Consider the following 25,149-nt stretch of genomic DNA (forward strand, 5'->3'; position numbering starts at 1 on the left):
AGAAAAGAGGGATTAGCATACTGAGAATGAAGTGATTTTTAACCCAGGAATTCGCAAGCGGATTTTTCAGGTTGGAAGAGGCTGGCTGCATTAGCCTCCTCCACGGGGAATTAATCCTGCTCTTCAGCAATCAGCGTCAGTTTTTCGTCGGTGGCTTTTTCTTCTTCCAGCGTTTCACCCAACAACTTCGCGGCATCCTGATAATCCAGTTTCAGGGCTAACGCACGCAAAGTACCGTAGGTGGCGATCTCGTAGTGCTCAACCTTCTGCGCGGCACCGATCAGTCCCGCATCGCAAACTGGCCCTTTCTCCACTTCATCGATAATTTCCTGCGCCTCTTCAGCAAGACCTTCCAGCGCATGACATTTCATCCGTTTAATCTGCACGCCTTCCGTGAGCTCAACCAGTTGATCAATACGTTCAATTTGTCCGCGCGTTTCTTCGAGGTGCTGTTTAAAAGCTGCGACCAGATTAGGATCGGAGGCGGCGCGAATCATTTTTGGTAACGCTTTAGTAATCTGTTTTTCTGCGCTGTAAATATCAGAGAGATCATGCACAAACAGATCTTGCAGTGTTTTAATCGTCATAATAATGCCTTTTAGTAGAAGAGGATATTAGGTAGGTAAAACCATGGGCGAGAATGAACAAGAAATTACGCCGGCACATAAGCCTGACTTAATCATGGCGGACATTACATAATTCACAAGCGAAGCCTGAAAATAAACTCACCATATTGTTTGAATCGTTGCCAGACTTAAAACAGGTCATTCGGAGAGAACGTGATGAAAAAGCCAGCCCCGCCAGAACTCAACGGCGAAATTATTCACGAACGCAGATTAATGCCGCTCGGTTTAATTTCTCTTTATGAAGTTACCTTCAATAATGGCAAATATGCCGTTATGCGTTTGGATAAAGCCCAACCCTTTCATCAGGGTGACGTTTTTAAACGTGTTAATGACTGCTGGTATTGTGATGAAGAATTAATACATCCACTGGCTTTTCAGTTTGTCGATCAGGCTGAAGCGCAGCGGTCATTTATCGAATATGAGCGATAATATTATCTTGCGGTCTTTCACATCGGCGAATGAAACGCAGCGAGTTGGTCCGGTTGCGCTGGCGGCAAAGACATCCAGAAATTCACATCCATGCTGGTTTCATATTCCGCATGCGCCTCAAGAAAAATATGCTCGCCGCTGCGCGATTGCCCGCCGTAAAGCCAACCGCCCTGCACCTCACCATTTTCAAATTGCACGATGCACTCCTGCTTGTAGCCGGGCGCTTGTTCATTTACATCAATCCATTCAAGAATATGGCGCATTCTCTTACTCCTCGGCAATAAACAGTGATTTACAGTGCGGGCATAACATAGCTTGTCCGCGTGCTTGCTTTAAGGAAGATTGTGGGCAAAACTTTTTACAGACTGGACACTGAGTTTTGACTTCCCGGCGTGATAAGCTTTCTAAAAATTGATTTAACCAGCTCATGATTTATTTCCTTTTCAGTTAACTTATTCTAACACACCTGATTTTTTTCATTGCCACTCACACTTGACAACAACGTTAAAGATCCTCAACCCCATCATTACGTTCAGTTAAATGTTTTAAATTAACTTTTATTTTATAAACCAACCGTAAGATCGATTTGGCACTATACTCAAATAAGACAAATATTTTCCCTCGCCCTCTCTTATACCGTCGACTTTCCTGTTGATAGTGCTGACTTTTATAATCCATTGGATTTTTTGCGACGCCATTATGAAAAATAAACTTCCCACCGGGTCATTCACTAGCAGTAGTGCGCTTCCGGCAACGGCACGCAGTAGTTTTGAGTTTTTACATCACAGCGGTGTTTACCAGGCGAACCGGCCAGATGTTTTTTCCGAGCGGCAAATGGAAATATATGGCGAGCGTCTGGCAAAAACGCATCATCTTTCCGACGCCAAAAAAAGCTATAAATTATTGCAGCGGCTGACGGAAAACGAACAGGCGCTGATAAAAAGCGCTGAAATATTAAGTACCGGTGAGAAGCGTAATTTGACACCGGCTGGCGAATGGTTGCTGGATAATTTTTATATTATTGAAGAGCAAATTCGGATGGTGCGCCATCTGTTGCCCACCAAATTTGGTCAGGGTTTACCTGCGCTGAAAGACCCCGCGCACTATTTGCGTATTCAGGCGATCGCGGATGAGATGATCAGCCACAGTGATGGCCGCTTAGAGTCAGCAGTGTTGGCGACCTTTATTCATGCTTATCAATGCGTGACGCCGCTGCTAATGGGTGAACTCTGGGCGCTTCCCGCCATGCTGCGCTTTGCGCTGCTCGATAACCTCGCACGTATTGCGCAAGGTGTTGCTGAGATTCATCAGGAGCGCAGCCAGGCCGAAGCGTGGATTAATGAGATCGTTCATCACTCCGCCAGGGACGCCACTCGCGTGATTCAGGTGATCGCCGATATGGCGCACAAAAACGATCAGCTTTCCGGCGCGTTTGTCGCCGAACTGGCACGCAAACTGAATGGGCAGAATCACTCGCTGGCGCTAACGTGGGTGGAGCAACACCTGCTGAACACCGGGCGTAATACTGCGGATGTGATTGAACAATTCAACCGCCAGCTGGCACTGAGTCAGCTCTCGGTCAGCAACAGCATTGCCGGATTGCGCCAGCTGGGCGAAATCAACTGGCAGGATTTGGTTGAGTCGCTGAGCCTGGTAGAGCAGGTGCTGGCGCAGGATCCCGCCGGGATTTATCCGCAGATGCATTTTGACAGCCGCGATCAATATCGGCATGTGGTTGAAGAGCTGGCTCGCCAGAGCGAATTCGATGAGCTAAACGTGGCCAATCAGGTGCTGGCGCTGAGCCGTCAGGCCGCATTGCCAGCGCGCCAACAGCATATTGGTTACTTCCTACTGGATAAAGGGCGTGCGCAGCTTGAGCAACAGCTAAAGCCGCGCCGTTCCTGGCTGAATCAGGCGCGCCATCATCTCAGCCAAACGCCGCTGCTCTCCTGGCTGGGCAGCCTGACGTTATTGACAACCGCTTTCAGCGCCGAAGCGCTGTTTTTCACTCATCAATCCGCGATGTCGCTGGTGCTGTGGCTGTTACTGGTGCCGGCGGTAATTTTAATCAGCAGCCAGCTCGCCCTGCAGCTGCTCAGCGAAGTGACAACCCGCACCCGCCATCCGGTACCGCTTCCGCGACTTGATTACGAGCGGGCGGTACCGGATGGCGATCGCACGCTGGTGGTGATCCCCTGTTTAATCAGCAGCAAACATGGCACCGATGCGCTGCTGCGGTCGCTGGAAACCAGTTATCTCGGTAACGCGCTCGACAACATCAGCTTTATGCTGCTGGCCGATTTCACCGACAGCGCGGCCGAACACGATGACGATGATGCAGAAATCATCGGTTATGCGGTGCTGAAAATTCAGGCGCTCAACCGCCGTTACAGCAGCAAGTCGCACAATGATGGGCTTTTTTCTCTGCTGCATCGCAACCGTGTGCTAAACCCTTCGCAGGGCGTGTGGATGGGTTACGAGCGTAAGCGCGGCAAATTGCATGCGCTCAATCGCTGGCTGCAGGGCGAAGAGGAGACATTTAACGTTATCGTCGGTGCCAGCCAGGCGCAAATGCGCACCGTGAAATATGTCATCACCCTCGATAGCGACACCATTCTGCCGCGCGAAACCGCGCACAAGCTGATTGGCATTATGGCGCATCCACTCAATGCGCCGGTATTTGATGACAGCCTGAACCGCGTAGTGGAAGGCTACGCCATTCTGCAGCCGCGTCTGGCGGAGGAGATTCCGCCTTTTGGCCAAGGCCGCTACGCGCGCCTCTCCAGCAGCGTGCCGGGCAACGATGCCTACTCGTCGATGTCTTCCGATATCTATCAGGATCTGTTTGGCGAAGGCTCGTTTGTCGGCAAAGGCATTTACGATGTGGCCGCGTTCACCCGCGCGACGCGCAATACCTGCCCGGAAAATCTGGTGCTCAGCCATGATTTGCTGGAAGGCTGTTATGCGCGCTCCGGCGTGGTCAGCAATGTGGTGCTGTATGAACACTATCCGGATAACTATCTCAGCGATGTCGCGCGCCGTTTCCGCTGGGTGCGCGGTGACTGGCAGTTGCTGAACTGGCTGAAACTGCGCGTGCGACTGGAGGATGGCGGCTATCAGGCCAATCCGCTGAGTGCACTATCGCGCTGGAAATTATTCGATAACCTGCGTCGCAGCCTGATTGCGCCCGCCTTACTGCTGCTGATGTTTCTGGCCTTTAGCTGGGTGGCGAATCCGCCGTTTTGGCTCGGCTGCATTGCGCTGTTCCTGCTGTTGCCCAGCGCCTTAGCGTTGAGCATGGAAGGCATGCGCAAAAGCAAGACGCGCGCCTGGCAGCATCATCTCACTATCCTGTCTTCGGATGCGTTAATGCGCCTGAGCCGCGCGGGACTGACGCTGGCGACACTACCGCATGAAAGCTACTGGTCGCTGAAGGCGATTATTGTCACGCTGTGGCGACTCAACGTGAGCGGGCAGTTTCTCCATGAATGGAAAAGCGCCTCGGCGGGCAGTTCCTCGCCCACGCCGTCACTGCGCCATTTTTATCAGGCGATGTGGTTTAATCCGGCGGCGGGCGTTGCACTGTCACTTTTAACCGCGCTGGTTAATCCTGAATTGATTGCGCTGGCGTTGCCGATCTCGCTGCTGTGGCTGATCACGCCGTGGCTGTTGTGGCAGTTGAGTAAACCAGCCCATTCGCGCCAGAAAAAGCTCTCCGCCGAGCAGCAACAGTTTTTGCGCCATACCGCGCGTCACACCTGGGCTTGGTTTGAAGATTTCGTCACCGCTGAACATAACCACTTGCCGCCGGATAATTTTCAGGAAGTGTTGCAGCCGGTGGTGGCGCATCGCACCTCGCCGACCAATATCGGGCTGTCGCTGCTGGCCAATTTAACCGCATGGGATTTTGGCTACATTACGCAGAAACCGGTGATAGCCCGTTCGCTCGCCGCGCTGGATAGCCTCGATCGCATGGAGCATTTTCGTGGACATCTCTACAACTGGTATGACACTTACACGCTGAAGCCGTTAAATCCGCGCTACGTCTCCACCGTCGATAGCGGCAATCTCGCCGCGCACCTCGCCACCCTGCAGGCCGGGCTTGCGCAGTGGAAGCATCTACCGGTGCTCGCCTTGCCAGTGATCATGGCCGGTCTGCATGACACCTTGTTGCTGGCGAAAGCGCAAATGGGCACAGAGCGTAACGATCGCTGGGATGAGTTAACCGCGCAGTTTGCTGCGCTGCAACAGGCCGCGCCCGCTGCGATTGCCAGTCACCTCTCGTCGCTGATCGCGTCGAGTGAAATTCTGCTGGCGCAGATGCAGCTGCCGCCGTTGCAGGTGAAATGGTTCGAACGGTTTATCCACCAGCTCAGCGATTTGCAGCAGGAGTGGACGCTGTTTTTCAGCTGGCTCACGCCGGATGATGATCTGCCTGCCGCCTTACCTTCTCTGCTGTGGCTGAGTGAGTTAGAGCGTCATCGCCCCGGCCTCCATTCTCAGCTCGCGGCGTCTGTGATGTGGGCCGCACGTGAACGCATGGCGACCTTGCTGGAGCTGGAAGGACGGCTGGAAGATCATGCAAAAATGGATTTCCGCTTTCTCTATGTTGATAAAACCGCGCTGCTCAGCGTGGGTTACAATCTCGACAGCGGCGCGCTCGATAAAGGCCATTATGATCTCTTCCCGTCCGAAGTGCGCCTGACGCACTACTACGCCATCTCTGCTAATCAGCTGCCGGTAAAAAGCTGGTTCGTGCTGGGCCGTTTGTTTACCCAGCTGGATAACAAGCCGGCAGTGATGTCGTGGAGCGGCTCGATGTTTGAATACCTGATGCCGCATCTGGTGATGCCGGTTTACCCGGATACGCTGCTGGAGAAAATGGCGCTGTCGGCGGTGAAGCAGCAGATCGCGTTCGGTGATGCCGCGCAGATTCCGTGGGGCGTCTCCGAGTCGGCTTACGCCGCGTTCGATGACAGCCAAAACTATCAATACAAAGCCTTTGGTACGCCAGAGTTAGGGCTGAAGCGTGGCCTCAACGATGATCATGTGGTTGCGCCCTACGCCTCACTGTTGGCGCTGATGGTGCTGCCGCATCAGGCCACCGACAACCTGATGCGACTGAAGAAAATGGGTGCCTGCGGCAAATACGGTTTTTACGAGGCGCTCGATTTCACCGCGCAGCGCCTGGCGCGCGGCCAGCAATTTGTCGCGGTGAAAACCTACATGGCGCACCACCAGGGCATGGGTTTTCTGGCGATTTCGCACCTGCTGCATGAAGCCCCGATGGTGGCGCGGTTTATGTCGAGTGCGCGCTTCCAGTCTTCCTACTTGCTGCTGCAGGAGCGCGTGCCGGATGACATTGAGCTGTATACCCCGCGTCGGCAGTTCGTTGACACCAGCGAGATCAAGCCGCGTTCAGATACGCCCGAACTGCGCGAGTTCAGCGGCTCGGCGGCGCATCTGCCGCAGATCCAGCTGCTATCGAACGCCAATTATCATGTGATGGTGACGCAATCCGGCACCGGGTATAGCCAGTGGAAAGGATTGGCGTTAACCCGCTGGCGCGCCGATGGCACCAGCAATCAGCACGGTATCTTCTGCTACATCCGCGATCGCCAATCCGGCGAGCTGATTAGCCCGACGTTCCAGCCCAGCGGTGATGCGCGCCCGCAGCACATTGCGCGCTTTACCGACGCCGGCGCGGAGTTTGAATCGCGCATGGAAACGCTCAGCACCCGCACTCAGGTGGTGGTGTCGCCAGAAGATGATGTGGAAATCCGCCGCATCGTCCTGACCAACCATTCACGCCAGCTGCGTGAAATAGACATCACCAGCTATGCGGAAGTGGTGCTGGCTTCTGCCGCCAGCGATATGGCGCATCCGGCGTTCAGCAACCTGTTTGTGCAAACCGAAATCGTCACTGAACTGGAAGCGATCCTTGCGCATCGCCGCCCGCGCGATGAGAAAACCGAGCCGCTGTGGATGTTCCACGCCCTGCTGATTCACGGCACCAGCGAGCGTGATACGCATTATGAAACTGACCGCGCACAGTTTATTGGTCGCGGCAGAACCGCCGCCAATCCGCAGGCGATGGCAGCCGATGGCGTACTCAGCGGCAGCGCAGGTGCGGTGCTCGATCCATTGCTGTCGATTCGCCAGAAAATCGCCATCAAAGCGGGTAAATCCGTCACCCTCGATCTGGTGTATGGCGTCACCACGCAGCGTGATGCCTGCCTTGGCTTGCTTGAGAAGTATCGTAACAATGTCTACGCCAATCGGATATTTGAAATGGCGGCCTCGCACAGTCAGGTGGCGCTGCGCCAGCTGAATATCCTCGCTGAAGATGCCAGTTTGTATAACCAGCTCGCCAGCGCGGTGATTTTTGCCAGCCCTGAAATGCGCGGCGACAGCCAGCGTCTGCAGCAGAATCGCCTGGGACAATCGTCGCTGTGGCGACACTCGCTGTCTGGCGACTTACCGATCGTGCTGGTGCGCATCGAAAGCGATACCCAGCTCAGCCTGGTGAGCAATATGATCAAAGCGCATCAATACTGGCGTCAGAAAGGATTGACGGCAGATTTGGTGATCCTCAACGGCGAGCAAATCGGCTATCAGCAGCTGTTGCAAAATCAGCTGATCAAAATGATTTCATCGGGCGAGATGCAGATGCTGACCGACAAGCCTGGCGGCATCTTCCTGCGCCAAAGCGAGCACTTTGCGGCCGAAGATGTCACGCTGCTACTCAGCGTAGCTGCCGTGGTGCTGGAAGGCCGCAACGGCAGTTTGGCCGACCAGCTGACGGTGCTGTTAAAACCGCAGCCGGTGGCGCCGCCTTGCCGCTTCCTGGCGCATAAACAGGCCTTTCCTGCGCCCGCTCGCCTCGCTGAGCCGGAAAACATGCAGTTGTTTAATGGCACCGGCGGCTACAGCGCAGATGGCAGTGAATATCACATTTTGTTGTCCCCACATCAGCAGACGCCCGCGCCCTGGTGCAATGTGCTGGCAAATAAACAGTTTGGTAGCGTGATTTCAGAAAGTGGTCAGGCCTACACATGGTATGAAAATGCGCATGAATACCGCCTGACGCCGTGGCACAACGATCCGGTCAGCGATACGTCGGGCGAAGCCTTTTATTTGCGCGATGAGGAGAGCGGCGATGTCTGGTCGCCTATGCCGCTGCCGATGCGCGGCGCCGGAGATTATTTGACGCAGCACGGCATGGGTTACAGCCGCTTTATGCATCAGGAGCAAGGCATTAGCAGCACGCTCACCACCTTCATAGCTGGCGAGCAGGCGGCGAAAATCACCCTGATTCAGCTCAGTAATCTGTCTGGCAAAACCCGCCATTTGTCGATCACCGGCTACGTCGAATGGGTGCTGGGTGAGCTGGTGAGCCAATCTGCCCGCCATGTACAAACTTCTTCGGCGATGGTTGCGGATGGCAGCGCCATTCTGGCGGTAAATCCCTATACCAGCAGCGGATCGATGCGCACCGCCTTCTTCGCCGCATCCGGCAATCAGATTGCTTTCAGCGGTAATCGCCTTGAGTGTCTGGGCCGCAATGGCTCGACGCGTAAGCCAGCGATGATGCAAGCGCGTGGCTTGTCGGGTAACACCGGCGCGGGTCTCGATCCCTGCGCCACTCTGCAAACGCTGACCACCTTGATTGACGGCGATACGCGCACGCTGGTGTTTGTGTTAGGCGCGGCGGAAGATACCGCAGCGGCGTTGACGCTGATGCAGCAATTTCTTCCCAGCGAACAGGCGGAAGCCGAACTGGCGAAAGTGCAGCAGCAATGGCGCAATCTGTTAAACAAAGTCGAGGTGCAAACGCCCGATACAGCGGTGAATCTGCTGGCGAATAACTGGCTGCTGTACCAAACGCTGGCCAGCCGTTTGCTGGCGCGCAGCGGTTATTATCAGTCCGGTGGCGCATTTGGCTTCCGCGATCAGTTGCAGGATACGTTGTCGCTCACCCACGCCGCGCCAAACTTACTGCGCGATCAGCTGGTGCTGTGCACTTCCCGCCAGTTCCTCGAGGGCGATGTGCAGCATTGGTGGCATCCGCCTGCCGGACGCGGCGTGCGCACCCGCTGCTCAGATGATTATCTCTGGCTGCCCTTTGCACTCTGCCACTACATCACCGCCACGGAGGATCTTGCGCTGTTAGAACAGCCGATTAGCTATCTTGAAGCGCCACTGCTCACCGCCGAAGAAGAGTCAGTTTACAGCCTGCCGAACGTCAGTCAGCTGCAGGAAAACCTGTGGCAGCATGGCTTGCGTGCCATCCAGCATGGTCTGCGGTTTGGTGAGCATGGTTTGCCGCTGATGGGTTCCGGCGACTGGAATGACGGCATGAGCGAAGTGGGTATTGCCGGTAAAGGTGAAAGCGTCTGGCTCGGCTTTTTCCTCTACAGCGTGCTCACGCGCTTTGCCGCGCTCTCCACCCGTATCGATCAGCCGGAAGCCGCCAGCTTGTGCGAAAAACAGGCGGAGAAGCTGAAAACGGCGCTCAATCAGCTCGCCTGGGATGGTGAATGGTTCCTGCGTGGCTACTTCGATAACGGTGAAACCCTGGGTTCGCAGCGCAACGCCGAATGTCGCATTGATGCCATCGCGCAGAGTTGGTCGGTGCTGTCTGCGGCTGGCGATCACGACAAATGCGCCTCGGCAATGCAGGCGCTCGATCAGCAATTGGTGGATAGCGATAACGGCCTGATTAAACTGCTGACGCCGCCGTTCAATGGCGCAGGCCCCAATCCGGGATACATTCGCGGTTATCTGCCTGGCATCCGTGAAAACGGTGGGCAATACACGCACGGCGCGCTGTGGGCAATTATGGCGTTCGCCGAGATGGGCCAGGTCGAGCGCGCATGGGCGTTGCTGGCGCTGATCAATCCGATCAATCACAGCCTGGATGCGAATGCTGTTGCAACTTACAAAGTCGAACCTTACGTGATGGCGGCGGATGTTTACAGCGCCGAGAACCATGAAGGTCGTGGCGGCTGGACGTGGTACACCGGATCGGCGGGCTGGACTTATCAGCTGATCATCGAAAGCCTGCTCGGCATCACGCGCCACGGCGATACATTGCGGCTGCGTCCGCGTCTGCCCAAAGCATGGCCGGGCGCGAAGGTGATTTATCACGAAGGGGCCGCGCGCTATGAGATTGAGATGCTGCGCACGCCTGGCGCTTATCAGCTGTGGCTGGATGATGTGCTGAGTGCCGATGATGCCATCAGACTCAGCTCCGACGTCGGGAATCATCAGGTACGAATTCATCTCGCTGAGTAGTAATCACTAAGGTCATTAGTTTTCACCATAGCCAGCAGTGGAAAATATCGCAGCGCCCTGCCAGCGGCTATTTTAGGGTTATTCTCCCCTACAAGGAGAATGACTAATGAGCCTCTTATCACCCGGCAATCGCCGGGATTTTCTTTCCGCCGGCATGAAACTCACCGCCGCAGGCACCTTACTCAGCGCGGGCATGAGCCGCAGCGTTCAGGCTACTGAAACCTGCCAACCGGCGCCTGCCAGCCGCGTTGATGCCACACACTATCTGCTGCGCAATGTGCGACTGGAAGAAGCCTTTATCCGCAAACAGGATGTCATCACCGCCACGCAAACCGGTTTGTATGATGTCGAGGTGAATGCCGGTAAGATTGCCGCCGTTCATCCTGCGGGCGTCAGCCTTAATCTGCCAACGTGGGACGCCGCAGGTTATCTGCTGCTGCCCGCCACGCGCGACATGCACATCCATCTCGACAAAACTTTCTACGGCGAAAGCTGGCGCGCCCCGCTGCCGCGCCACAGCGTGATCGATATGATCCATCAGGAAGAGCAGATTCTGCCCGAGTTGGTTCCGACTTCTGAAATCCGCGCTGAGAAACTGATTGGCCTGCTGCAATCCAAAGGCAGCAGTTCTGCACGCAGCCATTGCAACATCGATCCGGTCAGTAAATTACAAGGTCTGGAACATCTGCAGCAGGCGATTGCCAACCATCGCGATGATTTTCATGCCGAAATTGTCGCCTTCCCGCAGCACGGATTACTACGCTCAAACGTTGAAGGCATGATGCGCGAAGCGATGAAGATGGGCGCGAATTATGTCGGCGGGCTGGATCCGACCAACGTTGACGGCGCGATGGAGAAGTCGCTGGATACCCTGTTCAGCATCGCGCTCGATTTCGCTGCACCGATCGATATTCATCTTCATGAAACCGAACCGCACGGTGTGGCGGCGATCCGCTACATGCTGAAAACGGTGCGCGACAATCCGCAGCTAAAAGGCAAAGTCACCCTCAGCCACGCCTTTGCCCTGGGAACGTTACAGGGTAACGAATTAGCGGCGATGATTGAGGAACTAAAAGAGCAGCAGTTTAGTATCGCCACCACCGTACCGATTGGTCGCGTAATCATGCCGCTGCCGCAACTGCGCGCCGCTGGCGTGCCGGTGTGGTCGGGCACCGACACCATCGCCGATCACTGGCAGCCCTTTGGCACCGGCAGCATGCTGGAGAAAGCCAACGTCTATTCGCAGCTCTATCGTGGGCCGGATGAGTATTCACTGAGCCGCGCGTTGGGTATCGCCACCAACGAGGTGCTGCCGCTGAATAGCCACGGCGAAAAGCAATGGCCGAAAGCGCAGGATCACGCCACCATGATGCTGGTTAACGCCAGCTGTTCTGCGGAAGCTGTCGCGCACATCGCGCCGGTGATGGCGACGTTCTTTAACGGCAAACAGACGTTTGGTGGATTGGCGAAGAAGTAGATTTCCTGCCAATAACGATGATGGTCGCCATGAATGGCGACCCTACGAATGGGCAAGGTTTTCGTTGGGGGCGCATTCATGCGCACCAGGTAAACATAGTCATTTTAGGCATTTGCCTGCGGCCGTCCTTTTCCTTAGCTTGACATCATCAACAGGAGAGGAACCTATGACAGCATCAGCATTACCGGTGGCGATTGTCACCGGCGGCAACAGCGGCATTGGCCTGGAAACCGCGAAGTTATTGGCGGCCGACCATCAGGTTTACGCCATCGGCCGCAATCAGCAAACGTTGCAGGCTTTAGAACAGGTCACCAATGTGAGTCCGGTTGCACTGGATATCACGGATTTTGCCGCCGTAGCCGCGTTCACTGCCACATTAAATCGGGTTGATGTGCTGGTGCATTCAGCGGCGATCTCGATTCTCAGCACCACCTTCTCCGCCACGCCTGAACTGTGGCAACAGCATCTGAATATTAACGTTATCGCGCCTGCTGAACTCACGCGCTTAACCTTGCCCGCACTGCGCGCCGCGCAGGGCAAAGTGGTGTTTATCAACTCCGGTTCGGGAACGCTGGCGCTGGCGGGACACGTCATTTACTCCGCCTCGAAATTTGCCCTCACCGCGCTGGCGCATGCGCTGCGTAGCGAAGAGAGCGAACATGGCGTGCGGGTCGCAACAGTCGCGCCCGGCCCGACCGATACGCCGATGAATCAAGCCTCGCGTGCCCGCGCGGGCAACCATGCGCCGATCAATCCGCAAGAGTATCTCGATGCAGCTTCGGTGGCGCGCGCCGTGCGGTTTATTGTGGATAGCCCGGAAGATACGCAGATTGCAGATATTGTGATTCGTCCGCGCCGCGATAAAGCAAAACGCTGATTAAGCAGTAAAAAATCCATAACGCGAGGCTGCCATCCGGCGGCCTTTTTCTTTTTTACGTTTTTTTAGCAATATTCTCACCGCTCATTCGTCTACCTCATCACCAGCAGTTATCCGTTAATGTAATGAGGACACAAACAATGAGAGATTTTGATATGCACAGACACGGTCATCGGGATCATTTTGGCGGCCATCGCCTGGCGAAACCGCTGCTGATGGGCGCGGTGATCATCGCCGCACTGGGCTTGTTGGTGATGTCGCTGTGGAATGCGTTGCTGCCGGGCATCATCGGCGTGAAAAGCATCAGCTTCTGGCAGGCGCTGGGTTTGCTGGCGTTGTGCCGCATCTTGTTTGGCGGTTTGGGATTCCGTCCGGGCATGTTCGGCATGGCGCGACGCCGTATGCACGAGCGCTGGATGCAGATGACGCCGGAACAGCGTGAAGAGTTTATGCAGCATCGCCGCAATCGCTTTGGTCATCGTGGCCACCACGATCGTTGCGACTGGCATGGTCGTCGTGATGAGCGAGGCGAAGCGCGTCCGCAGCCGGAGAATAATCCGCCTAAATCCAGCGACGCCGAGTAAGCGTGATGGCGCAGGATTCACTGCTGATGTCGGCAATCACCGCCTGTCGCACCAAGCTGAATGCGTTCATTCGCGGGCGAACCGTGATACGTGAAGATGCCGACGATATCTTGCAGGAAGTCACTTATAAGCTGATGCAGGTGGAGCAGCCGGTGGAGAATGTCGCCGCCTGGCTGTTCCGGGCGGCACGCAATGAAATGACCGATCGGGCGCGGAAAAAGCGTGAGCTGCCGCTGGCCGATTTATTCGGTGGCAACGAAGAGCAAGATTTCCCGGAAGATGAGCTGGCAGAAACCTTATTTGGCGTGCCGCAGACGCCAGAAGATGAATATCTGAAAACGCTGCTGTGGCAAGAACTCGAGGAAGCGTTAGCCGAATTACCTGACGCGCAACGCGAGGTATTCGAGAAAACCGAACTGCTCGGCTACAGCTATAACGAGTTGGCGCAAGAGAGCGGCAGCAGCGTGCAGACGTTATTATCGCGCAAGCACAAAGCGGTGCTATTTCTACGCACGCGGCTGCGTAACCTGTATGACGAAATAACCGGATAACCCGATTGCCTGGCAATCGGGCATCATTTACCACCACTTTTTCTCTTGCTGCGGCTGCAAAAATTGCACGCCCTGCCCAAGTTGTGGCATCGACACATTTATCTGCTGTTCCTGCGCCAGCGCCACAATTTGATTAAGCGGATCGTTCCATTGATGAAAGGCTAAATCGAAAGCGGCATTGTGAATCGGGAACAGCCATTTCGCGTTGAGATCGTTAAAGGCTTTAATGGTGTCCTGCGGCAGCATATGAATATCGGCCCAGCGACGGTCATAGGCGCCGTTTTCCAGAAAGGCCATATCGAATGGGCCGAATTTATTGCCGATCTGTTTGAAACCGTCGAAATAACCGGAATCCCCGCTAAAGAACAGGCGAAATTCATCGCTGATAATGCTCCATGAGCACCACAACCGTTTATTGCTATCAAACATGCCGCGGCCAGAAAAGTGCTGCGATGGCGTGGCGACAAAATGAATACCGCCGATATTCTTTGATTCCCACCAATCCAGCTGGGTAATTTTTTCCTGCGCCACGCCCCAGGATAACAGCAAATCACCGACGCCCAGCGGCGTCAGGAAATAGCGCACGTGATCTTTAAGCTGCAAAATGGTGTGGTAATCCAGATGATCGTAATGATCATGCGAAAGAATGATCCCTTCGATGGGCGGCAAATCTTCAAGCGCAATCGGCGCAGGCTGGAAGCGTTTGGGACCAAACCATTTAAAGGGCGAAGCGCGCTGCGTAAATACCGGATCGGTCAGCCAATATTTGCCCTGCATTTTAAACAGCAATGAAGAGTGACCGAGGCGAAATACGCTGTTATCCGCCGCCGCCGCAAGTTGCTGCGCGTCGAGTTTGATTAACGGCAATGCAGATTCAGGTGCGGTATTTTTCGGTTTATTAAAGGCAAAATCCCAGAATAGTTTGGCGAATTCAATCAATCCTAACTGCTGGCGTGGGATTTTATTGTTAAACCTTTTGCCATCAAACTGAGCGGATTGCGGATAGCGTTTTATATTGCAGCGAGAAATGCTCGAACTATTCAACATTGATCTTTTACCTCTCATCGCGGGTCCTTCAGAATAGCCACTTTTAAGGCATCGCACATCGCATATTGGGCGATTGATGACATCGCTATCGCCGATAGTTAAAGTAATGCTTTTGCTTGATTTTATGAGGGAAAATGAAACGTTTATTTGTTTACGGTACGCTCCAGCCAGGCCATTCAAACGCGCATATCCTGGAAAACATCGGCGGCGAATGGCTGGCGGGATCGGTTTCTGGCACCTTCTATGAACGCGGCTGGGGAGCAGCGGCCGATTTCCCCGGCATTGTGTTGCAGGAAAACGGCCCGCGCGTGCCAGGATATCTGTTTATCTCAGAGAAACTCGAACCGCATTGGCCGATGCTCGATGAGTTTGAAGATGGCTACGATCGCGTGGAAGTTGATGTCACCACCAGCAATGGAGAACAGGTGACAGCGTGGATTTATCAGTTGCAGCCGCGAACATCTTCATAAGGTATAATTTTTTTCAAAACGCGTGTAACTCTATAAACAACGGAAAAATATATGTCAGGTAAGACGAATGATAAAGGGATGAACAATGTCCCACTCGAGAGCAGCTGCATCGTTCTAACTGATGAGTCATGGAATGCGGTTGCGAAATCCTTAAAACAACCGCCATTACCTAATGCACGTTTACAAAAAGCGGCAGAGCTAAGTCGTGATGAAACATGTTGGGAATTTTATCGGGAGTAGAATGTTTAATTTCGCCCTTTCCTCTTCCACCCCAAATGCGGTGCGACGCCTTCAATAAAATCGGTGATGATCTGGCTGTACTCTTCGTTGGTGAATTCGTAGGGCAGTTCGACGCGGAACTCCGTCACTTCACGTAACAGCGGATCATCAATCAGCTGCGCGACGATCTCTTCACTGCTGCCGACAATATCCTCGGAGAAGATGGTGCGCTTCGGTCCTTGCGGCTCCAGCGTGCGTTGATAGCGGCTGGCAGCGAAATCCTGATAGCGTTTGATGGTTGCACGGTTGGCGTTATCGGTGGGAATAATCACGCGGCCTGCGGCAATGCGTGGCTGGCGCGACGCGTTTGCCGGCCAATGCTGTCTGAATGCGCGAATCAGCGCCAGTTGCGCCTGGTGATAATCGCTGCTGACCTCGGCTGACGTTAAATTGCCGATCAACAAATTGAACTGATTTTCCGCCGCCCACTGAATCGAACGGTGTGAATTGCCGCCGTACCACAAGCGATGCAGCAATTGCGGTGACGCGGGCTGCACACGCGGCCGCTGGCGATTGCCCGGCGAGATGACGTAAGTTTCATCATCGCCAAAGAATTGCCCGCTGAGGTTTTCCTGCAATTTTTTCAGTCGAGCGTAACTGAAATCCTGCTGCCGCCAGTCGCCGTGAAACACGTTATCGCCGATCAATTCGACATGGTTCGGCGCACCGGCGCTTAATCCTACGTTGAGTCGCCCATTGGACAGCACATCGACGGTGAGCAGATCTTCAGCCAGGCGAAATGGGCTTTCGTATCCCATCTGAATGACCGCGCTCCCCAGCTCAATCGTGCGCGTACGCTGCGTGGCGGCGGCGAGAAATACGCTGGCAGAAGAAACGCCATGCTCAAGATGACGCTGGCGCACCCACGCGCCGTCGTAGCCTAACGTTTCGCCCAGTTCGATCAGTTGCAGCGTCTCTTCCAGACCTTGTCCGGGCGCGTCATCCGCATAATTGCCCGGCGTGAGAAATGAGATGTGTGAAATGTTCAGCATGCTTCTCTTCCTTGTTATCTCGATAGCGCAAATTATGGCGATCGGCATTCCACGGAAGAAATAACCTATTCAGCACTGGTTATCTGATTAACGACTAATATCCTGCTGAGAGCGTTTTTTGCTGCCTATAACCAAGGATTACATGATGATCAAAGTCTGCAACGCATGCGGCACATCTTACGATGAGCAGCAAAGTAAAATCGAACACTGCAAAATATGTGAAGACGAGCGGCAGTTTGTGCCGGCCAGCGGGCAAAAATGGGCTTCGTTTAATGCCCTGCAAGCCACACACTGCAATAAATGGCAGCAGCTCGCTGCCAGTTTATTTAGCCTGCAAACCGTGCCCAGCTTTGCTATTAATCAACGCGCGTTTCTGCTGCAAACGCCGCACGGCAATATCCTGTGGGATTGCATCGCGAATTTTGATGATGCCACCAAAGCGATTATTACCGCGCTCGGCGGTATTCACGCCATCGCTATTTCGCATCCGCACTATTACAGCACCATGCAGGATTGGGCGGCGGCGTTCGACGCGCCGATCTATCTGCACGTTAACGATAGTGAATGGATTATGCGCGACAGCCCGCATATTCATCTTTGGCGAAATGACGAGCTGGAGATTGTGCCGGAAGTGAAGCTGGTTCGCCTTGGCGGACATTTTGCCGGCGGATGCGTGTTGCATTGGGCGCACGATGACGGCGTGCTGTTGAGTGGTGATATCGTGCAAGTCACGCCTGGCGCGGATGCGGTGTCATTTATGTGGAGCTATCCAAATATGCTGCCGTTACCGGCGGCGGCAGTCAGCGATATGATGCGTCGGCTGGCGGCGCTAAAATTTTCGCGCTTATACGGCGCATTCGAGCATCGCCAAATTCTCACTGACGCGCAGCGGATCGTGATGCAGTCGGGCGAAAAATATATTGCCTGCTTGAAGTCCTGAACGAATTGTAAGCAAACGCGCTACAGATGGATGTACAGACGTCTAAACATCCATTATAGTCCGTTCCCTACGTTAAGAGGGGATCTGCGCAATGAAGAAAATTTTACTCACGACGCTGCTGTCTGCATCCGTGGCGCTGCTTAGTGGCTGCAACAAAGACGATGAAAATCAAATCAAAGTGGCCATTAATACCGGACCTGACCAGGCGCTGTGGGATACCGTGAAGCAAGTTGCGCACGACAAATATCAGCTGGATGTCGATGTGGTGGCCTTCAATGATTACGTGCAGCCGAATGAAGCGCTGTTCAACAAAGATGTCGATGCCAACGCCTTCCAGAGTTTGCCTTATCTGGAGATGCAAGCCAAAGAGCGCGGTTATCACTTTGCCGTTGTCACCAACACCTTCGTGTTCCCGATTGCGGGTTACTCGCGCAAGATTAAATCACTGAAAGCGTTACCAGATGGCGCCACCGTGACCATCTCTAACGAAGCCACCACGCTCGGCCGCAGCCTGCTGCTGTTGCAGGCGCAGGGTTTAATCAAGGTGAAACCGGAAGCGGGCCTGCTACCAACCACGCTGGATATCACTGACAATCCGAAGAAGCTGAAAATTGTTGAGGTGGATACGCCGCAGCTGGCGCGTACGCTGGACGATCCGCAGGTTTATCTTTCGATCATCAACAACAACTTCGCCGCGCTGGTGAATCTCTCCGCCTCGCGTGACGGCATGTTTATGGAAGGCAAAGCCTCGCCTTATGTGAATGCGATTGTGGCGCGTGAAGATAATAAAGACAGCGCCAACGTACAGAAGCTGAAACAAGCCTTCCAGTCGCAGGAAGTGCTGGATAAAGCTAACGAGATCTATAAAGGCGATATTATTAAGGGCTGGTAATCCGGCGAAAACTGCGCAGTGCGTTACTGCGCAGTTTCAGCTTATTTAAAATCGACTTCCATCAATTCCGCAATAGTGGCATTACGCGTTGAATCGACACAATGATGCAAATAGTCGGTAAACTTTGACGAGGGCGGCATGCCAAGCTCCATTAATTTCTCATTACTGAATACCACATTCAGTTTTGAAAAATGACCGTATAAATTCATTGCCCGTAATACGATGCGTTCATTACAGGGACCAAACAGCGAGGAGAATGAATTCTTACTTGCTGCCAGTTCACGGTAGTTCACTTTCTGATACTTTTCAGCAACGGCATGACCTCCTGAAGCTTTGGCCATCGCTATATCAATCTCAGCAAATGTGACACTACTATTTTCCCCCGCCGATATATGAATAATCTTTCTCTCTACATTCGGTGCCGTCAGTAATAACTCCAGCGCATCGGCACAGTAATCGACTGGCACCACATCAATGCGGTCATTCAGCTCACACATAAATTTGCCCAGCGTGAGCGCCATGCGGAATACCCAAAAAATACTTGGCGATGGTGCACAGCCACAATTTGAATGCCCCACCACAATCGAGGGCCGCGCGATGACTAAGGGCAGATTAGGTAACATCTCGGTCATCATTCTTTCAACCGTAGCTTTACTCCACGTATATTCCACAACGTGCTGTTCGCGCAGCGTATACAGCTCACTCTCCACCACCAGCGAATTGGCTTCGGGCGCACAGGACATTGCGGTGCCGACATGAACAAAGCGTTTCAGCCCTTTCACTCGCGCCATACGACTGGCAAAGGCAAAGGTGCCCTCTACGTTCACTTTCCAGATTAGCGGATTGGCACCAAAAGAGGCGACGGCTGCGCAGTTAAGGACATGGGTAACTTCATTGAGACGACAATCATCAGCAAAGAGTTCGGGTTTGGCTAAATCGCCAATCAGGATATTTTCGCGTGTTAACTGATTTAATTGAAACTCTTCAATCGCAAATTTTGCCAGGTTATTTTTTACTCTTTTTAATCCTTCATCGCGACTATCAGCTCTAACCAGTAGCAGCAGATTTTGCTGTTGGCTTTTTTTTAGCAAGTTAACCGTGACCGCACCACCCAAAAAGCCGGTCGCACCCGTGATTAGGATTGTATTCATCATTTAGATCTTCGCGTTAGTTGAGGGGGAGAAGCATGTGTTTATCTGCGCTTGAATCTAAGCCTGCCGAGGTAAATGGTGCATAAATGGCCTCTTGCCGGTTGACTCAACTCTCAACCTGGTGAGCAATGGTTTAAATTTGTTTAATTTATGTTACGTGCGCGTTTAAATGGCGTGGATTAGCCAGCTACGCTTAGAACGAAAAATGAGCGCGATATAAAAATGGTGTAAAAATACCGGCGATACGCGTAAAAATGCTGTACGTAAAATCGCCTGCCACTGTTCGCTTCGGTCGCAAACAGGTATGTTCGCCCTCATTAGCCTCAAACCTGATAAACCACAGGAAATCTATGAGTCAAAGTGAAAAACAGTCCTTGCCTGCTGGCATGTTGGCGGCCGCTGGGATCGTGTTTGGGGATATCGGCACCAGCCCGCTTTATACCCTTAAAGAGTGCCTCTCCATTTTGCCTAACGGCGAGATCTCCACCACCGCGGTGATGGGATTTTTGTCGCTGATTTTCTGGGCGCTGACGCTGATCGTGACGCTGAAATACGTCTGTTTCGTGATGCGCGCCGATCATGATGGCGAAGGCGGCGTGTTAACGCTGATGTCACTGGCACGCCAGCATGTCGGGCCGAAAGCGTCGCACATCATTGTGTTAGCGGGCTTGATTGGCGGCGCCTTCTTCTATGGTGATGGCGTGATCACGCCAGCGATTTCAGTGCTGTCGGCGATCGAAGGTATCGAAGTGGTGTCACCGGAGCTGGATAAATATGTGGTGCCGCTGGCGGTGGCGATTCTCACGCTGCTGTTTATGATTCAAAAACACGGCACCGAAAAGGTCAGTAAAGTGTTCGGCCCGGTGATGTTTGTCTGGTTTGTGTCGATTGCCCTGTTAGGCATTCGCGGCATTCTGCTCAATCCTGAGGTGCTTTACGCGCTGAAACCCTCTTATGCACTGACGTTCCTGCTCAGCCACAAAGCGCTGTCGTTTGCCGCACTTGGCATGGTGGTGCTGGCCGTGACCGGCGCGGAAGCGCTCTACGCCGATATGGGACATCTGGGTAAAGCGCCGATTCGCATGGCCTGGCTGGTGATCGCCATGCCCGCGCTGGTGCTCAACTACTTCGGTCAGGGCGCGTTGGTAATTGCCGATGCGCAGGCCCTCAATAACCCGTTCTTTAATCTCGCGCCGGGTTGGGGACAGATCCCACTGATTGTGCTGTCAACGCTGGCCACGGTGATCGCCGCGCAGTCGGTGATTACCGGCGTGTATACGCTGACGCATCAGGCGATCCGTCAGGGATTTCTGCCGCCGATGCGCATCATCTTCACCTCGCACACGGAATCCGGTCAGATTTATATTCCGGTGGTGAACTGGCTGCTGTTTGTCGCGGTGACGGTGATTGTGCTGGCGTTCCGACAATCTTCGGCGCTCTCTTCGGCGTACGGCATAGTGGTGACCGGCACCATGGTGATCACCGCTTGTCTGGCGGGCGTGGTAGCACTGCGTAACTGGAAGTGGCCGCTGCCGGTGGCGCTGGTTTTCCTGCTGAGTATGTTAAGCATTGATGTGCCGCTCTTCAGCGCCAACCTGATGAAACTGCTGTCCGGTGGTTGGGTGCCGGTGCTGCTGGCGCTGAGCATGATGGGATTGATGCTCATTTGGAGCAGCGAGCGTAATCGCCTAATCCGCAAGTTGAATAACGATCCTGAGAGCCTGCAGGCGCTGGTGCGATCGCTGGAAACCCATCCACCCAGTCGTGTGCCGGGCACCGCAATCTTCCTCTCACGTAAAGAGCATGAGATTCCGCAGGCGCTGCTACATAACCTTAAACACAACCGCGTGCTGCATAAACGTGTGGTGCTGCTGCATATTCGCACCACCGATATCCCGCGCGTCTATAACCAGAAGCGTCTGAGCATCACTCAATTGTCGCCAACGTTCTGGCAGGTGACCGCCGCTTACGGCTGGCGCGAGACGCCATCGATGGCCGAGATCCTGCATTTGTGCGGGTTGGAAGGATTGGGTTGTACCGTCAATGAAGCCTCGTTCTTCACTTCGCACGACACGCTGGTGATGAAGAAGAGAAAAGGTTTGATGCGGGTTAAAGGCGGTATTTTCCATTTCTGCCAGCGCAATGCACAGCGCGCGCATGAGCAATTTAATATCCCGCCGAATCGGGTCATCGAGCTGGGCGGGCAGCGCGAGTTTTGATCGATTCACGGCGCGCATTCATGCGCACCTGGTCGCCATGAATGGCGACCCTACAAAATCCCGCGAAATAACCGTAGGGTCGCCATTCATGGCGACCTTATTTTTTCCGCCAAATGTAACCAGATGAAAAAATAGTCGCATAAGTTTGAATGAGTTGTGGCTGAATCTTTCTTAACATCTAATTAGCAATTAAAGCTAAAACGCTTAACCTGAAAAGGTGTTTATTAACTTCACCGGCAATCATCACTCGCCGTAAAATTTAGGGTGTCAGCACATTACCAACAATTGAAAGATTCGTAGCTGCGGCCATTGGCTCAGTTATTATTTGCGAGGAGTATCGCCATGAAACAATTAATTAATGACGTAATATCTATTTTCACACCGCAATCTGTTAAACCGGTTTTAATTCGCGGCGATTTAACCCATCGCGAGCTTTCATCGATTCATCCGGTAGGCTTTACTTCGGTGAGCTGGGCGACTTCAATGGAAGAGCTGAATGACGCCTTTGTGCAGAAAGCCGTTGCTGCCGGTGCGGTGGGTTATCACATCACCGAAGTGGAATCCCACGAACCGGCGCACGACGGCCAACACGTCATGGCCGCCACTGCCACTCTTTACCACATCAACAGCAAAGTGGCTTATGGCTAATGCTAATACCCGTCATACTTCAAGTTGCAGGAGCGTTGGCCGCGCATGTTCACCCCAGTCACTTACTAATGTAAGCTCCTGGGATTCACATACTTGCCGCCTTCCTGCAACTCGAATTATTTAGGGTATTTATAATTTACCCTTCATCATCGGCAGGCTTTTTTCTGCAAAATAGTCGACAAGAAAATCAATAAACACTTTAATGCGCGGCGATTCAGACGCGCGCTGCGTGTAAACCGCCCAGATATTCGCTTCCTGATACCATTGCGGTAATACGTGCAGCAATTGGTTTTCGCTTAAATACGGCGCCACATCCCAGGCAGAACGCAACGCAATACCGTGCGATTTTAACGCCCAATTCAGAATCACTTTTCCGCTGTTCGATGAGTAATGGCTATTCAGGCGACAAACGATTTTATTTTCGCCGTCCGTTAACGTCCAATGCCCAAAGGTATTATTATTTTCATTAATAATAAGACAGCTGTGATCGATTAAATCATCCAGCGTCTCCAGCGGACGCGACCGGGCTAAGTAATCTGCAGTTGCACAAAGAATGCGCCGATTGGCGGCTAATTTTCGTGCAATGTAGGCGTGATTCACATCATCACCCACCCGAATATCGACGTCTGTGCCTGACTGCAATAAATCAATATCGCGATCGCTGAGCATCAATTTGATGTTCAGTGACGGATGACGCGTCATAAATTCGGCAATCGCATCGGACAAATAATCCTGACCAAAGCCAAATGAACAGGCCACAGTCAGATCGCCGGTTAATTCGCCGCGCCACTGCTGAAAGTTATTCAGGAAGGAATCCATTTCGTGCATCACGTGCAACGCACCTTCCAACGCCTTTTCACCTTCTGGCGTCAGGCGCATTACGCGGTTGGTGCGGAAAAACAGCCGGGTTTCCAGCTGCTTTTCGAGGATGGCAATACGCTTGCTGATATAGGATGGCGACTGGCCGAGTTCAATCGCAGCGCGGCCAAAACCTTCATAGCGCGCTACGCTGATAAAGACATACAGATCTTCGACTGACGGCCAACCCTGAAGCGGCTTCTGATAACTTTTTCCGGCAAGCAGTATTTTCATCACCATCACGGCGTTAGCGAAATTTAGCCGGTTATAACACAGAATCCAGAAAGCACTGAAGCTGACTTAAAAACAGTTCAGGCACTTCCTCATGCGGTGAATGACCGCAAGGTAATGCGTTGCCCTGAATATTGCGCGCTTTGTCCCGCCAGGTTTCCACCACGTTATATAACTGGCCAACCGTGCCCTTTTCTCCCCATAACAACAGAAGCGGCGCTTCAATGCGTTTAGCGCTGTCCTGCGCATCATCGTCTAAATCAATCGTCGCCGCGGCGCGATAATCTTCGCATACCGCGTGAATCATCTCTTTATTTTGATAACAGCGCAGGTAATCGTTGAAGATGACCTCCTCGGTGGCGCCCGGCGTTTTTAATTGCCCATCAATGTGTTTACGCAGGAATAATGCCGGATCGTGGCCGATCAGGGTTTCAGGTAATGGATAAGGTTGAATCAGGAAGAACCACCAGAAATAGCGCGTGGCAAACGCTTTGTTGGTTAAGGCGTACATGGTCGCGGTCGGCGCAATATCAACAAACACGCAGCAGGAAAGTTTTTCTGGATGATCGAGCGCCAGTCGATGGCCCACGCGTGCACCGCGATCGTGCCCGACAAACACCACGCGCTCTAATCCCAACGCCTCGATTAACAGGCTGATATCCTGCGCCATCATCCGTTTCGAGTAAGCGCGATGCGCCTCATCACTCGGCGGCTTGTCGCTGTCGCCGTAACCGCGCAGATCCGGCAGGATTACGCGATACTGCTGCGCCAGCTGCGGTGCAATTTTGCGCCACGCCAGATGATTTTGCGGATGTCCGTGCAGCATCAGCAGTGGCGGACCTTCGCCACCCATCGCAACGCGCAGCGTCACGCCGTTCGCCAGACGCACATCGCTCAGCGTAAAGCCGTCAATAAAGGGTGAATCTCCGAGTGGCGTAATCTCACTCATGCTGGTGCATCCTGTTGGATTTGATCGCGCTTCAGCCACGGACGCTGGGCAAAATGCTGCGTTTCAAACTGGGTGATGTCAGATTCGTACTGCAACGTCCAGTCCACCGCGCTGCCGCCGCCCAATAACATCTCGCGTTTCAACGCACTGACCGAAAAGGCAATGCGTTGATTATTGAAGAGGATCGCCTGTTGTTCCAGCGACACGGTAATGCGATTACTGGTGGCATCGATCGCTACCGCGCTCAGGCGCTGATAATCCTCTTCGCTTAACGTCAGCGTCAAAACGCCATTGCGCTGGCAGTTATCGTCGAAGATGCCGGCAAAACTGGTGCCGATAATGGCGCGGATGCCGAGCTGATTAAGTCCCCAAACCGCATGTTCGCGGCTGGATCCACAGCCGAAATTGGCGCCCACCAGTAAGAAGGTGGCGTTTTCCCAACCGGCTTGATTAAGAATGAAAGCGGGATTTGGACGGCCGTCGGGCAGGAAGCGCAGGTCGAAGAACACACCGCGATCCAAATCCTTACGATCGATGCCTTTGAGAAACTGCTTTGGCATGATCACATCGGTATCAATATTGGCCGCCGGTAGTGGCGCCAGCGTGCCAGTAATGTTGTTAAATGCTTCCAT

21 protein-coding genes are annotated in these 25,149 nt (G+C 53.5%); 12 read left to right on the forward strand and 9 right to left on the reverse strand.

Going from position 1 to position 25,149, the window contains the following annotated elements; genetic code table 11:
• Positions 1 to 110: 110 nt before the first annotated feature.
• A complete protein-coding gene (locus K5Y32_RS10115; protein WP_222183357.1) occupies positions 111 to 587 on the reverse strand; it encodes a ferritin-like domain-containing protein in 477 nt (158 codons plus the stop codon).
• Between the two features lie 195 nt (positions 588 to 782).
• Between K5Y32_RS10115 and K5Y32_RS10120 the strand changes: the two genes are divergently transcribed.
• Entirely contained in the window at positions 783 to 1,055 is a 273-nt protein-coding gene (locus K5Y32_RS10120) for a hypothetical protein (RefSeq protein WP_222183359.1), read from the forward strand.
• Positions 1,056 to 1,072: 17 nt separating this feature from the next.
• Here K5Y32_RS10120 and K5Y32_RS10125 read toward each other — a convergent pair whose 3' ends face one another.
• A complete protein-coding gene (locus K5Y32_RS10125) occupies positions 1,073 to 1,318 on the reverse strand; it encodes a hypothetical protein (protein ID WP_222183361.1) in 246 nt (81 codons plus the stop codon).
• A 4-nt stretch (positions 1,319 to 1,322) separates the two neighbouring features.
• Positions 1,323 to 1,484: a YnfU family zinc-binding protein gene (locus K5Y32_RS10130; RefSeq protein ID WP_217548267.1), complete on the reverse strand. Its 162-nt coding sequence runs from the start codon at positions 1,482 to 1,484 to the stop codon at positions 1,323 to 1,325.
• Positions 1,485 to 1,754: 270 nt separating this feature from the next.
• Between K5Y32_RS10130 and K5Y32_RS10135 the strand changes: the two genes are divergently transcribed.
• The 5 genes from K5Y32_RS10135 to K5Y32_RS10155 all read left to right on the forward strand — a co-directional run bounded on the left by K5Y32_RS10135 (position 1,755) and on the right by K5Y32_RS10155 (position 13,841).
• Positions 1,755 to 10,352: a GH36-type glycosyl hydrolase domain-containing protein gene (locus K5Y32_RS10135; RefSeq protein ID WP_222183363.1), complete on the forward strand. Its 8,598-nt coding sequence runs from the start codon at positions 1,755 to 1,757 to the stop codon at positions 10,350 to 10,352.
• 106 nt (positions 10,353 to 10,458) lie between these two features.
• On the forward strand, positions 10,459 to 11,829 hold the full coding sequence (locus K5Y32_RS10140; RefSeq protein WP_222183365.1) for an amidohydrolase: 1,371 nt from the start codon (positions 10,459 to 10,461) through the stop codon (positions 11,827 to 11,829).
• Between the two features lie 166 nt (positions 11,830 to 11,995).
• Positions 11,996 to 12,706, forward strand: a complete 711-nt coding sequence (locus K5Y32_RS10145) for an SDR family oxidoreductase (protein WP_222183367.1) — start codon at positions 11,996 to 11,998, stop codon at positions 12,704 to 12,706.
• Positions 12,707 to 12,846: 140 nt separating this feature from the next.
• Positions 12,847 to 13,290: a hypothetical protein gene (locus K5Y32_RS10150; RefSeq protein ID WP_222183369.1), complete on the forward strand. Its 444-nt coding sequence runs from the start codon at positions 12,847 to 12,849 to the stop codon at positions 13,288 to 13,290.
• A 5-nt stretch (positions 13,291 to 13,295) separates the two neighbouring features.
• Positions 13,296 to 13,841 carry an RNA polymerase sigma factor gene (locus tag K5Y32_RS10155; RefSeq protein WP_222183371.1) on the forward strand — a complete coding sequence of 182 codons (546 nt, stop codon included), beginning with the start codon at positions 13,296 to 13,298 and terminating at the stop codon, positions 13,839 to 13,841.
• A 27-nt stretch (positions 13,842 to 13,868) separates the two neighbouring features.
• Here the strand turns inward: K5Y32_RS10155 and K5Y32_RS10160 are convergent, their stop codons facing one another.
• Positions 13,869 to 14,888, reverse strand: a complete 1,020-nt coding sequence (locus K5Y32_RS10160) for an MBL fold metallo-hydrolase (protein ID WP_222183373.1) — start codon at positions 14,886 to 14,888, stop codon at positions 13,869 to 13,871.
• A 134-nt stretch (positions 14,889 to 15,022) separates the two neighbouring features.
• On the opposite strand from K5Y32_RS10160, the gene K5Y32_RS10165 reads away from it, so the two are divergent.
• Both K5Y32_RS10165 and K5Y32_RS10170 read left to right on the forward strand, forming a co-directional pair.
• The gene (locus K5Y32_RS10165) at positions 15,023 to 15,358 is read left to right on the forward strand and encodes a gamma-glutamylcyclotransferase family protein (RefSeq protein WP_222183375.1); all 336 of its coding nucleotides are present in this window, start codon (positions 15,023 to 15,025) and stop codon (positions 15,356 to 15,358) included.
• Between the two features lie 78 nt (positions 15,359 to 15,436).
• Entirely contained in the window at positions 15,437 to 15,598 is a 162-nt protein-coding gene (locus K5Y32_RS10170; RefSeq protein ID WP_255602599.1) for a DUF1778 domain-containing protein, read from the forward strand.
• Positions 15,599 to 15,603: 5 nt separating this feature from the next.
• Here K5Y32_RS10170 and K5Y32_RS10175 read toward each other — a convergent pair whose 3' ends face one another.
• Positions 15,604 to 16,629 carry an LLM class flavin-dependent oxidoreductase gene (locus tag K5Y32_RS10175; protein WP_255602545.1) on the reverse strand — a complete coding sequence of 342 codons (1,026 nt, stop codon included), beginning with the start codon at positions 16,627 to 16,629 and terminating at the stop codon, positions 15,604 to 15,606.
• Positions 16,630 to 16,774: 145 nt separating this feature from the next.
• Between K5Y32_RS10175 and K5Y32_RS10180 the strand changes: the two genes are divergently transcribed.
• Together K5Y32_RS10180 and K5Y32_RS10185 are read left to right on the forward strand one after the other, a co-directional pair.
• Complete coding sequence (locus K5Y32_RS10180) at positions 16,775 to 17,569, forward strand: MBL fold metallo-hydrolase (RefSeq protein WP_222184279.1); 795 nt, start codon at positions 16,775 to 16,777, stop codon at positions 17,567 to 17,569.
• A 91-nt stretch (positions 17,570 to 17,660) separates the two neighbouring features.
• The gene (locus K5Y32_RS10185; protein ID WP_222183381.1) at positions 17,661 to 18,461 is read left to right on the forward strand and encodes a MetQ/NlpA family ABC transporter substrate-binding protein; all 801 of its coding nucleotides are present in this window, start codon (positions 17,661 to 17,663) and stop codon (positions 18,459 to 18,461) included.
• Between the two features lie 41 nt (positions 18,462 to 18,502).
• On the opposite strand, the gene K5Y32_RS10190 is transcribed toward K5Y32_RS10185, so the two are convergent.
• Entirely contained in the window at positions 18,503 to 19,612 is a 1,110-nt protein-coding gene (locus tag K5Y32_RS10190; RefSeq protein ID WP_222184281.1) for an SDR family oxidoreductase, read from the reverse strand.
• A gap of 350 nt (positions 19,613 to 19,962) precedes the next feature.
• Here K5Y32_RS10190 and kup point away from each other — a divergent pair, with 350 nt between their 5' ends.
• Both kup and K5Y32_RS10200 read left to right on the forward strand, forming a co-directional pair.
• A complete protein-coding gene (kup, locus tag K5Y32_RS10195; protein WP_222183383.1) occupies positions 19,963 to 21,831 on the forward strand; it encodes a low affinity potassium transporter Kup in 1,869 nt (622 codons plus the stop codon).
• A gap of 342 nt (positions 21,832 to 22,173) precedes the next feature.
• Positions 22,174 to 22,479 (forward strand): DUF1471 domain-containing protein, encoded by a 306-nt coding sequence (locus K5Y32_RS10200; RefSeq protein ID WP_101761538.1) that lies wholly within the window; start codon positions 22,174 to 22,176, stop codon positions 22,477 to 22,479.
• Between the two features lie 129 nt (positions 22,480 to 22,608).
• On the opposite strand, the gene K5Y32_RS10205 is transcribed toward K5Y32_RS10200, so the two are convergent.
• From K5Y32_RS10205 to leuD, 3 genes are read right to left on the reverse strand one after another with little or no spacing between them, the layout of a single operon-like run.
• Entirely contained in the window at positions 22,609 to 23,571 is a 963-nt protein-coding gene (locus tag K5Y32_RS10205; RefSeq protein ID WP_222183385.1) for a LysR substrate-binding domain-containing protein, read from the reverse strand.
• 31 nt (positions 23,572 to 23,602) lie between these two features.
• Positions 23,603 to 24,517, reverse strand: a complete 915-nt coding sequence (locus K5Y32_RS10210) for an alpha/beta fold hydrolase (RefSeq protein WP_222183387.1) — start codon at positions 24,515 to 24,517, stop codon at positions 23,603 to 23,605.
• Positions 24,514 to 25,149 carry a 3-isopropylmalate dehydratase small subunit gene (gene leuD / locus K5Y32_RS10215; RefSeq protein ID WP_222183389.1) on the reverse strand — a complete coding sequence of 212 codons (636 nt, stop codon included), beginning with the start codon at positions 25,147 to 25,149 and terminating at the stop codon, positions 24,514 to 24,516. The genes K5Y32_RS10210 and leuD overlap by 4 nt, the downstream gene beginning before the upstream one ends.

The sequence above is a fragment of the Pantoea sp. DY-15 genome (assembly GCF_019795935.1).
In the GTDB taxonomy this organism is placed as follows: Bacteria; Pseudomonadota; Gammaproteobacteria; order Enterobacterales; family Enterobacteriaceae; genus Pantoea; species Pantoea leporis.

Bases quoted from the DNA above. Each gene is read 5' to 3' on its own strand.
- K5Y32_RS10115 (WP_222183357.1), bottom strand. From the start codon at position 587: ATGACGATTAAAACACTGCAAGATCTGTTTGTGCATGATCTCTCTGAT.
- K5Y32_RS10120 (WP_222183359.1), top strand. From the start codon at position 783: ATGAAAAAGCCAGCCCCGCCAGAACTCAACGGCGAAATTATTCACGAA.
- K5Y32_RS10125 (WP_222183361.1), bottom strand. From the start codon at position 1,318: ATGCGCCATATTCTTGAATGGATTGATGTAAATGAACAAGCGCCCGGC.
- K5Y32_RS10130 (WP_217548267.1), bottom strand. From the start codon at position 1,484: ATGAGCTGGTTAAATCAATTTTTAGAAAGCTTATCACGCCGGGAAGTC.
- K5Y32_RS10135 (WP_222183363.1), top strand. From the start codon at position 1,755: ATGAAAAATAAACTTCCCACCGGGTCATTCACTAGCAGTAGTGCGCTT.
- K5Y32_RS10140 (WP_222183365.1), top strand. From the start codon at position 10,459: ATGAGCCTCTTATCACCCGGCAATCGCCGGGATTTTCTTTCCGCCGGC.
- K5Y32_RS10145 (WP_222183367.1), top strand. From the start codon at position 11,996: ATGACAGCATCAGCATTACCGGTGGCGATTGTCACCGGCGGCAACAGC.
- K5Y32_RS10150 (WP_222183369.1), top strand. From the start codon at position 12,847: ATGAGAGATTTTGATATGCACAGACACGGTCATCGGGATCATTTTGGC.
- K5Y32_RS10155 (WP_222183371.1), top strand. From the start codon at position 13,296: ATGGCGCAGGATTCACTGCTGATGTCGGCAATCACCGCCTGTCGCACC.
- K5Y32_RS10160 (WP_222183373.1), bottom strand. From the start codon at position 14,888: ATGTTGAATAGTTCGAGCATTTCTCGCTGCAATATAAAACGCTATCCG.
- K5Y32_RS10165 (WP_222183375.1), top strand. From the start codon at position 15,023: ATGAAACGTTTATTTGTTTACGGTACGCTCCAGCCAGGCCATTCAAAC.
- K5Y32_RS10170 (WP_255602599.1), top strand. From the start codon at position 15,437: ATGAACAATGTCCCACTCGAGAGCAGCTGCATCGTTCTAACTGATGAG.
- K5Y32_RS10175 (WP_255602545.1), bottom strand. From the start codon at position 16,629: ATGCTGAACATTTCACACATCTCATTTCTCACGCCGGGCAATTATGCG.
- K5Y32_RS10180 (WP_222184279.1), top strand. From the start codon at position 16,775: ATGATCAAAGTCTGCAACGCATGCGGCACATCTTACGATGAGCAGCAA.
- K5Y32_RS10185 (WP_222183381.1), top strand. From the start codon at position 17,661: ATGAAGAAAATTTTACTCACGACGCTGCTGTCTGCATCCGTGGCGCTG.
- K5Y32_RS10190 (WP_222184281.1), bottom strand. From the start codon at position 19,612: ATGAATACAATCCTAATCACGGGTGCGACCGGCTTTTTGGGTGGTGCG.
- kup (WP_222183383.1), top strand. From the start codon at position 19,963: ATGAGTCAAAGTGAAAAACAGTCCTTGCCTGCTGGCATGTTGGCGGCC.
- K5Y32_RS10200 (WP_101761538.1), top strand. From the start codon at position 22,174: ATGAAACAATTAATTAATGACGTAATATCTATTTTCACACCGCAATCT.
- K5Y32_RS10205 (WP_222183385.1), bottom strand. From the start codon at position 23,571: ATGAAAATACTGCTTGCCGGAAAAAGTTATCAGAAGCCGCTTCAGGGT.
- K5Y32_RS10210 (WP_222183387.1), bottom strand. From the start codon at position 24,517: ATGAGTGAGATTACGCCACTCGGAGATTCACCCTTTATTGACGGCTTT.
- leuD (WP_222183389.1), bottom strand. From the start codon at position 25,149: ATGGAAGCATTTAACAACATTACTGGCACGCTGGCGCCACTACCGGCG.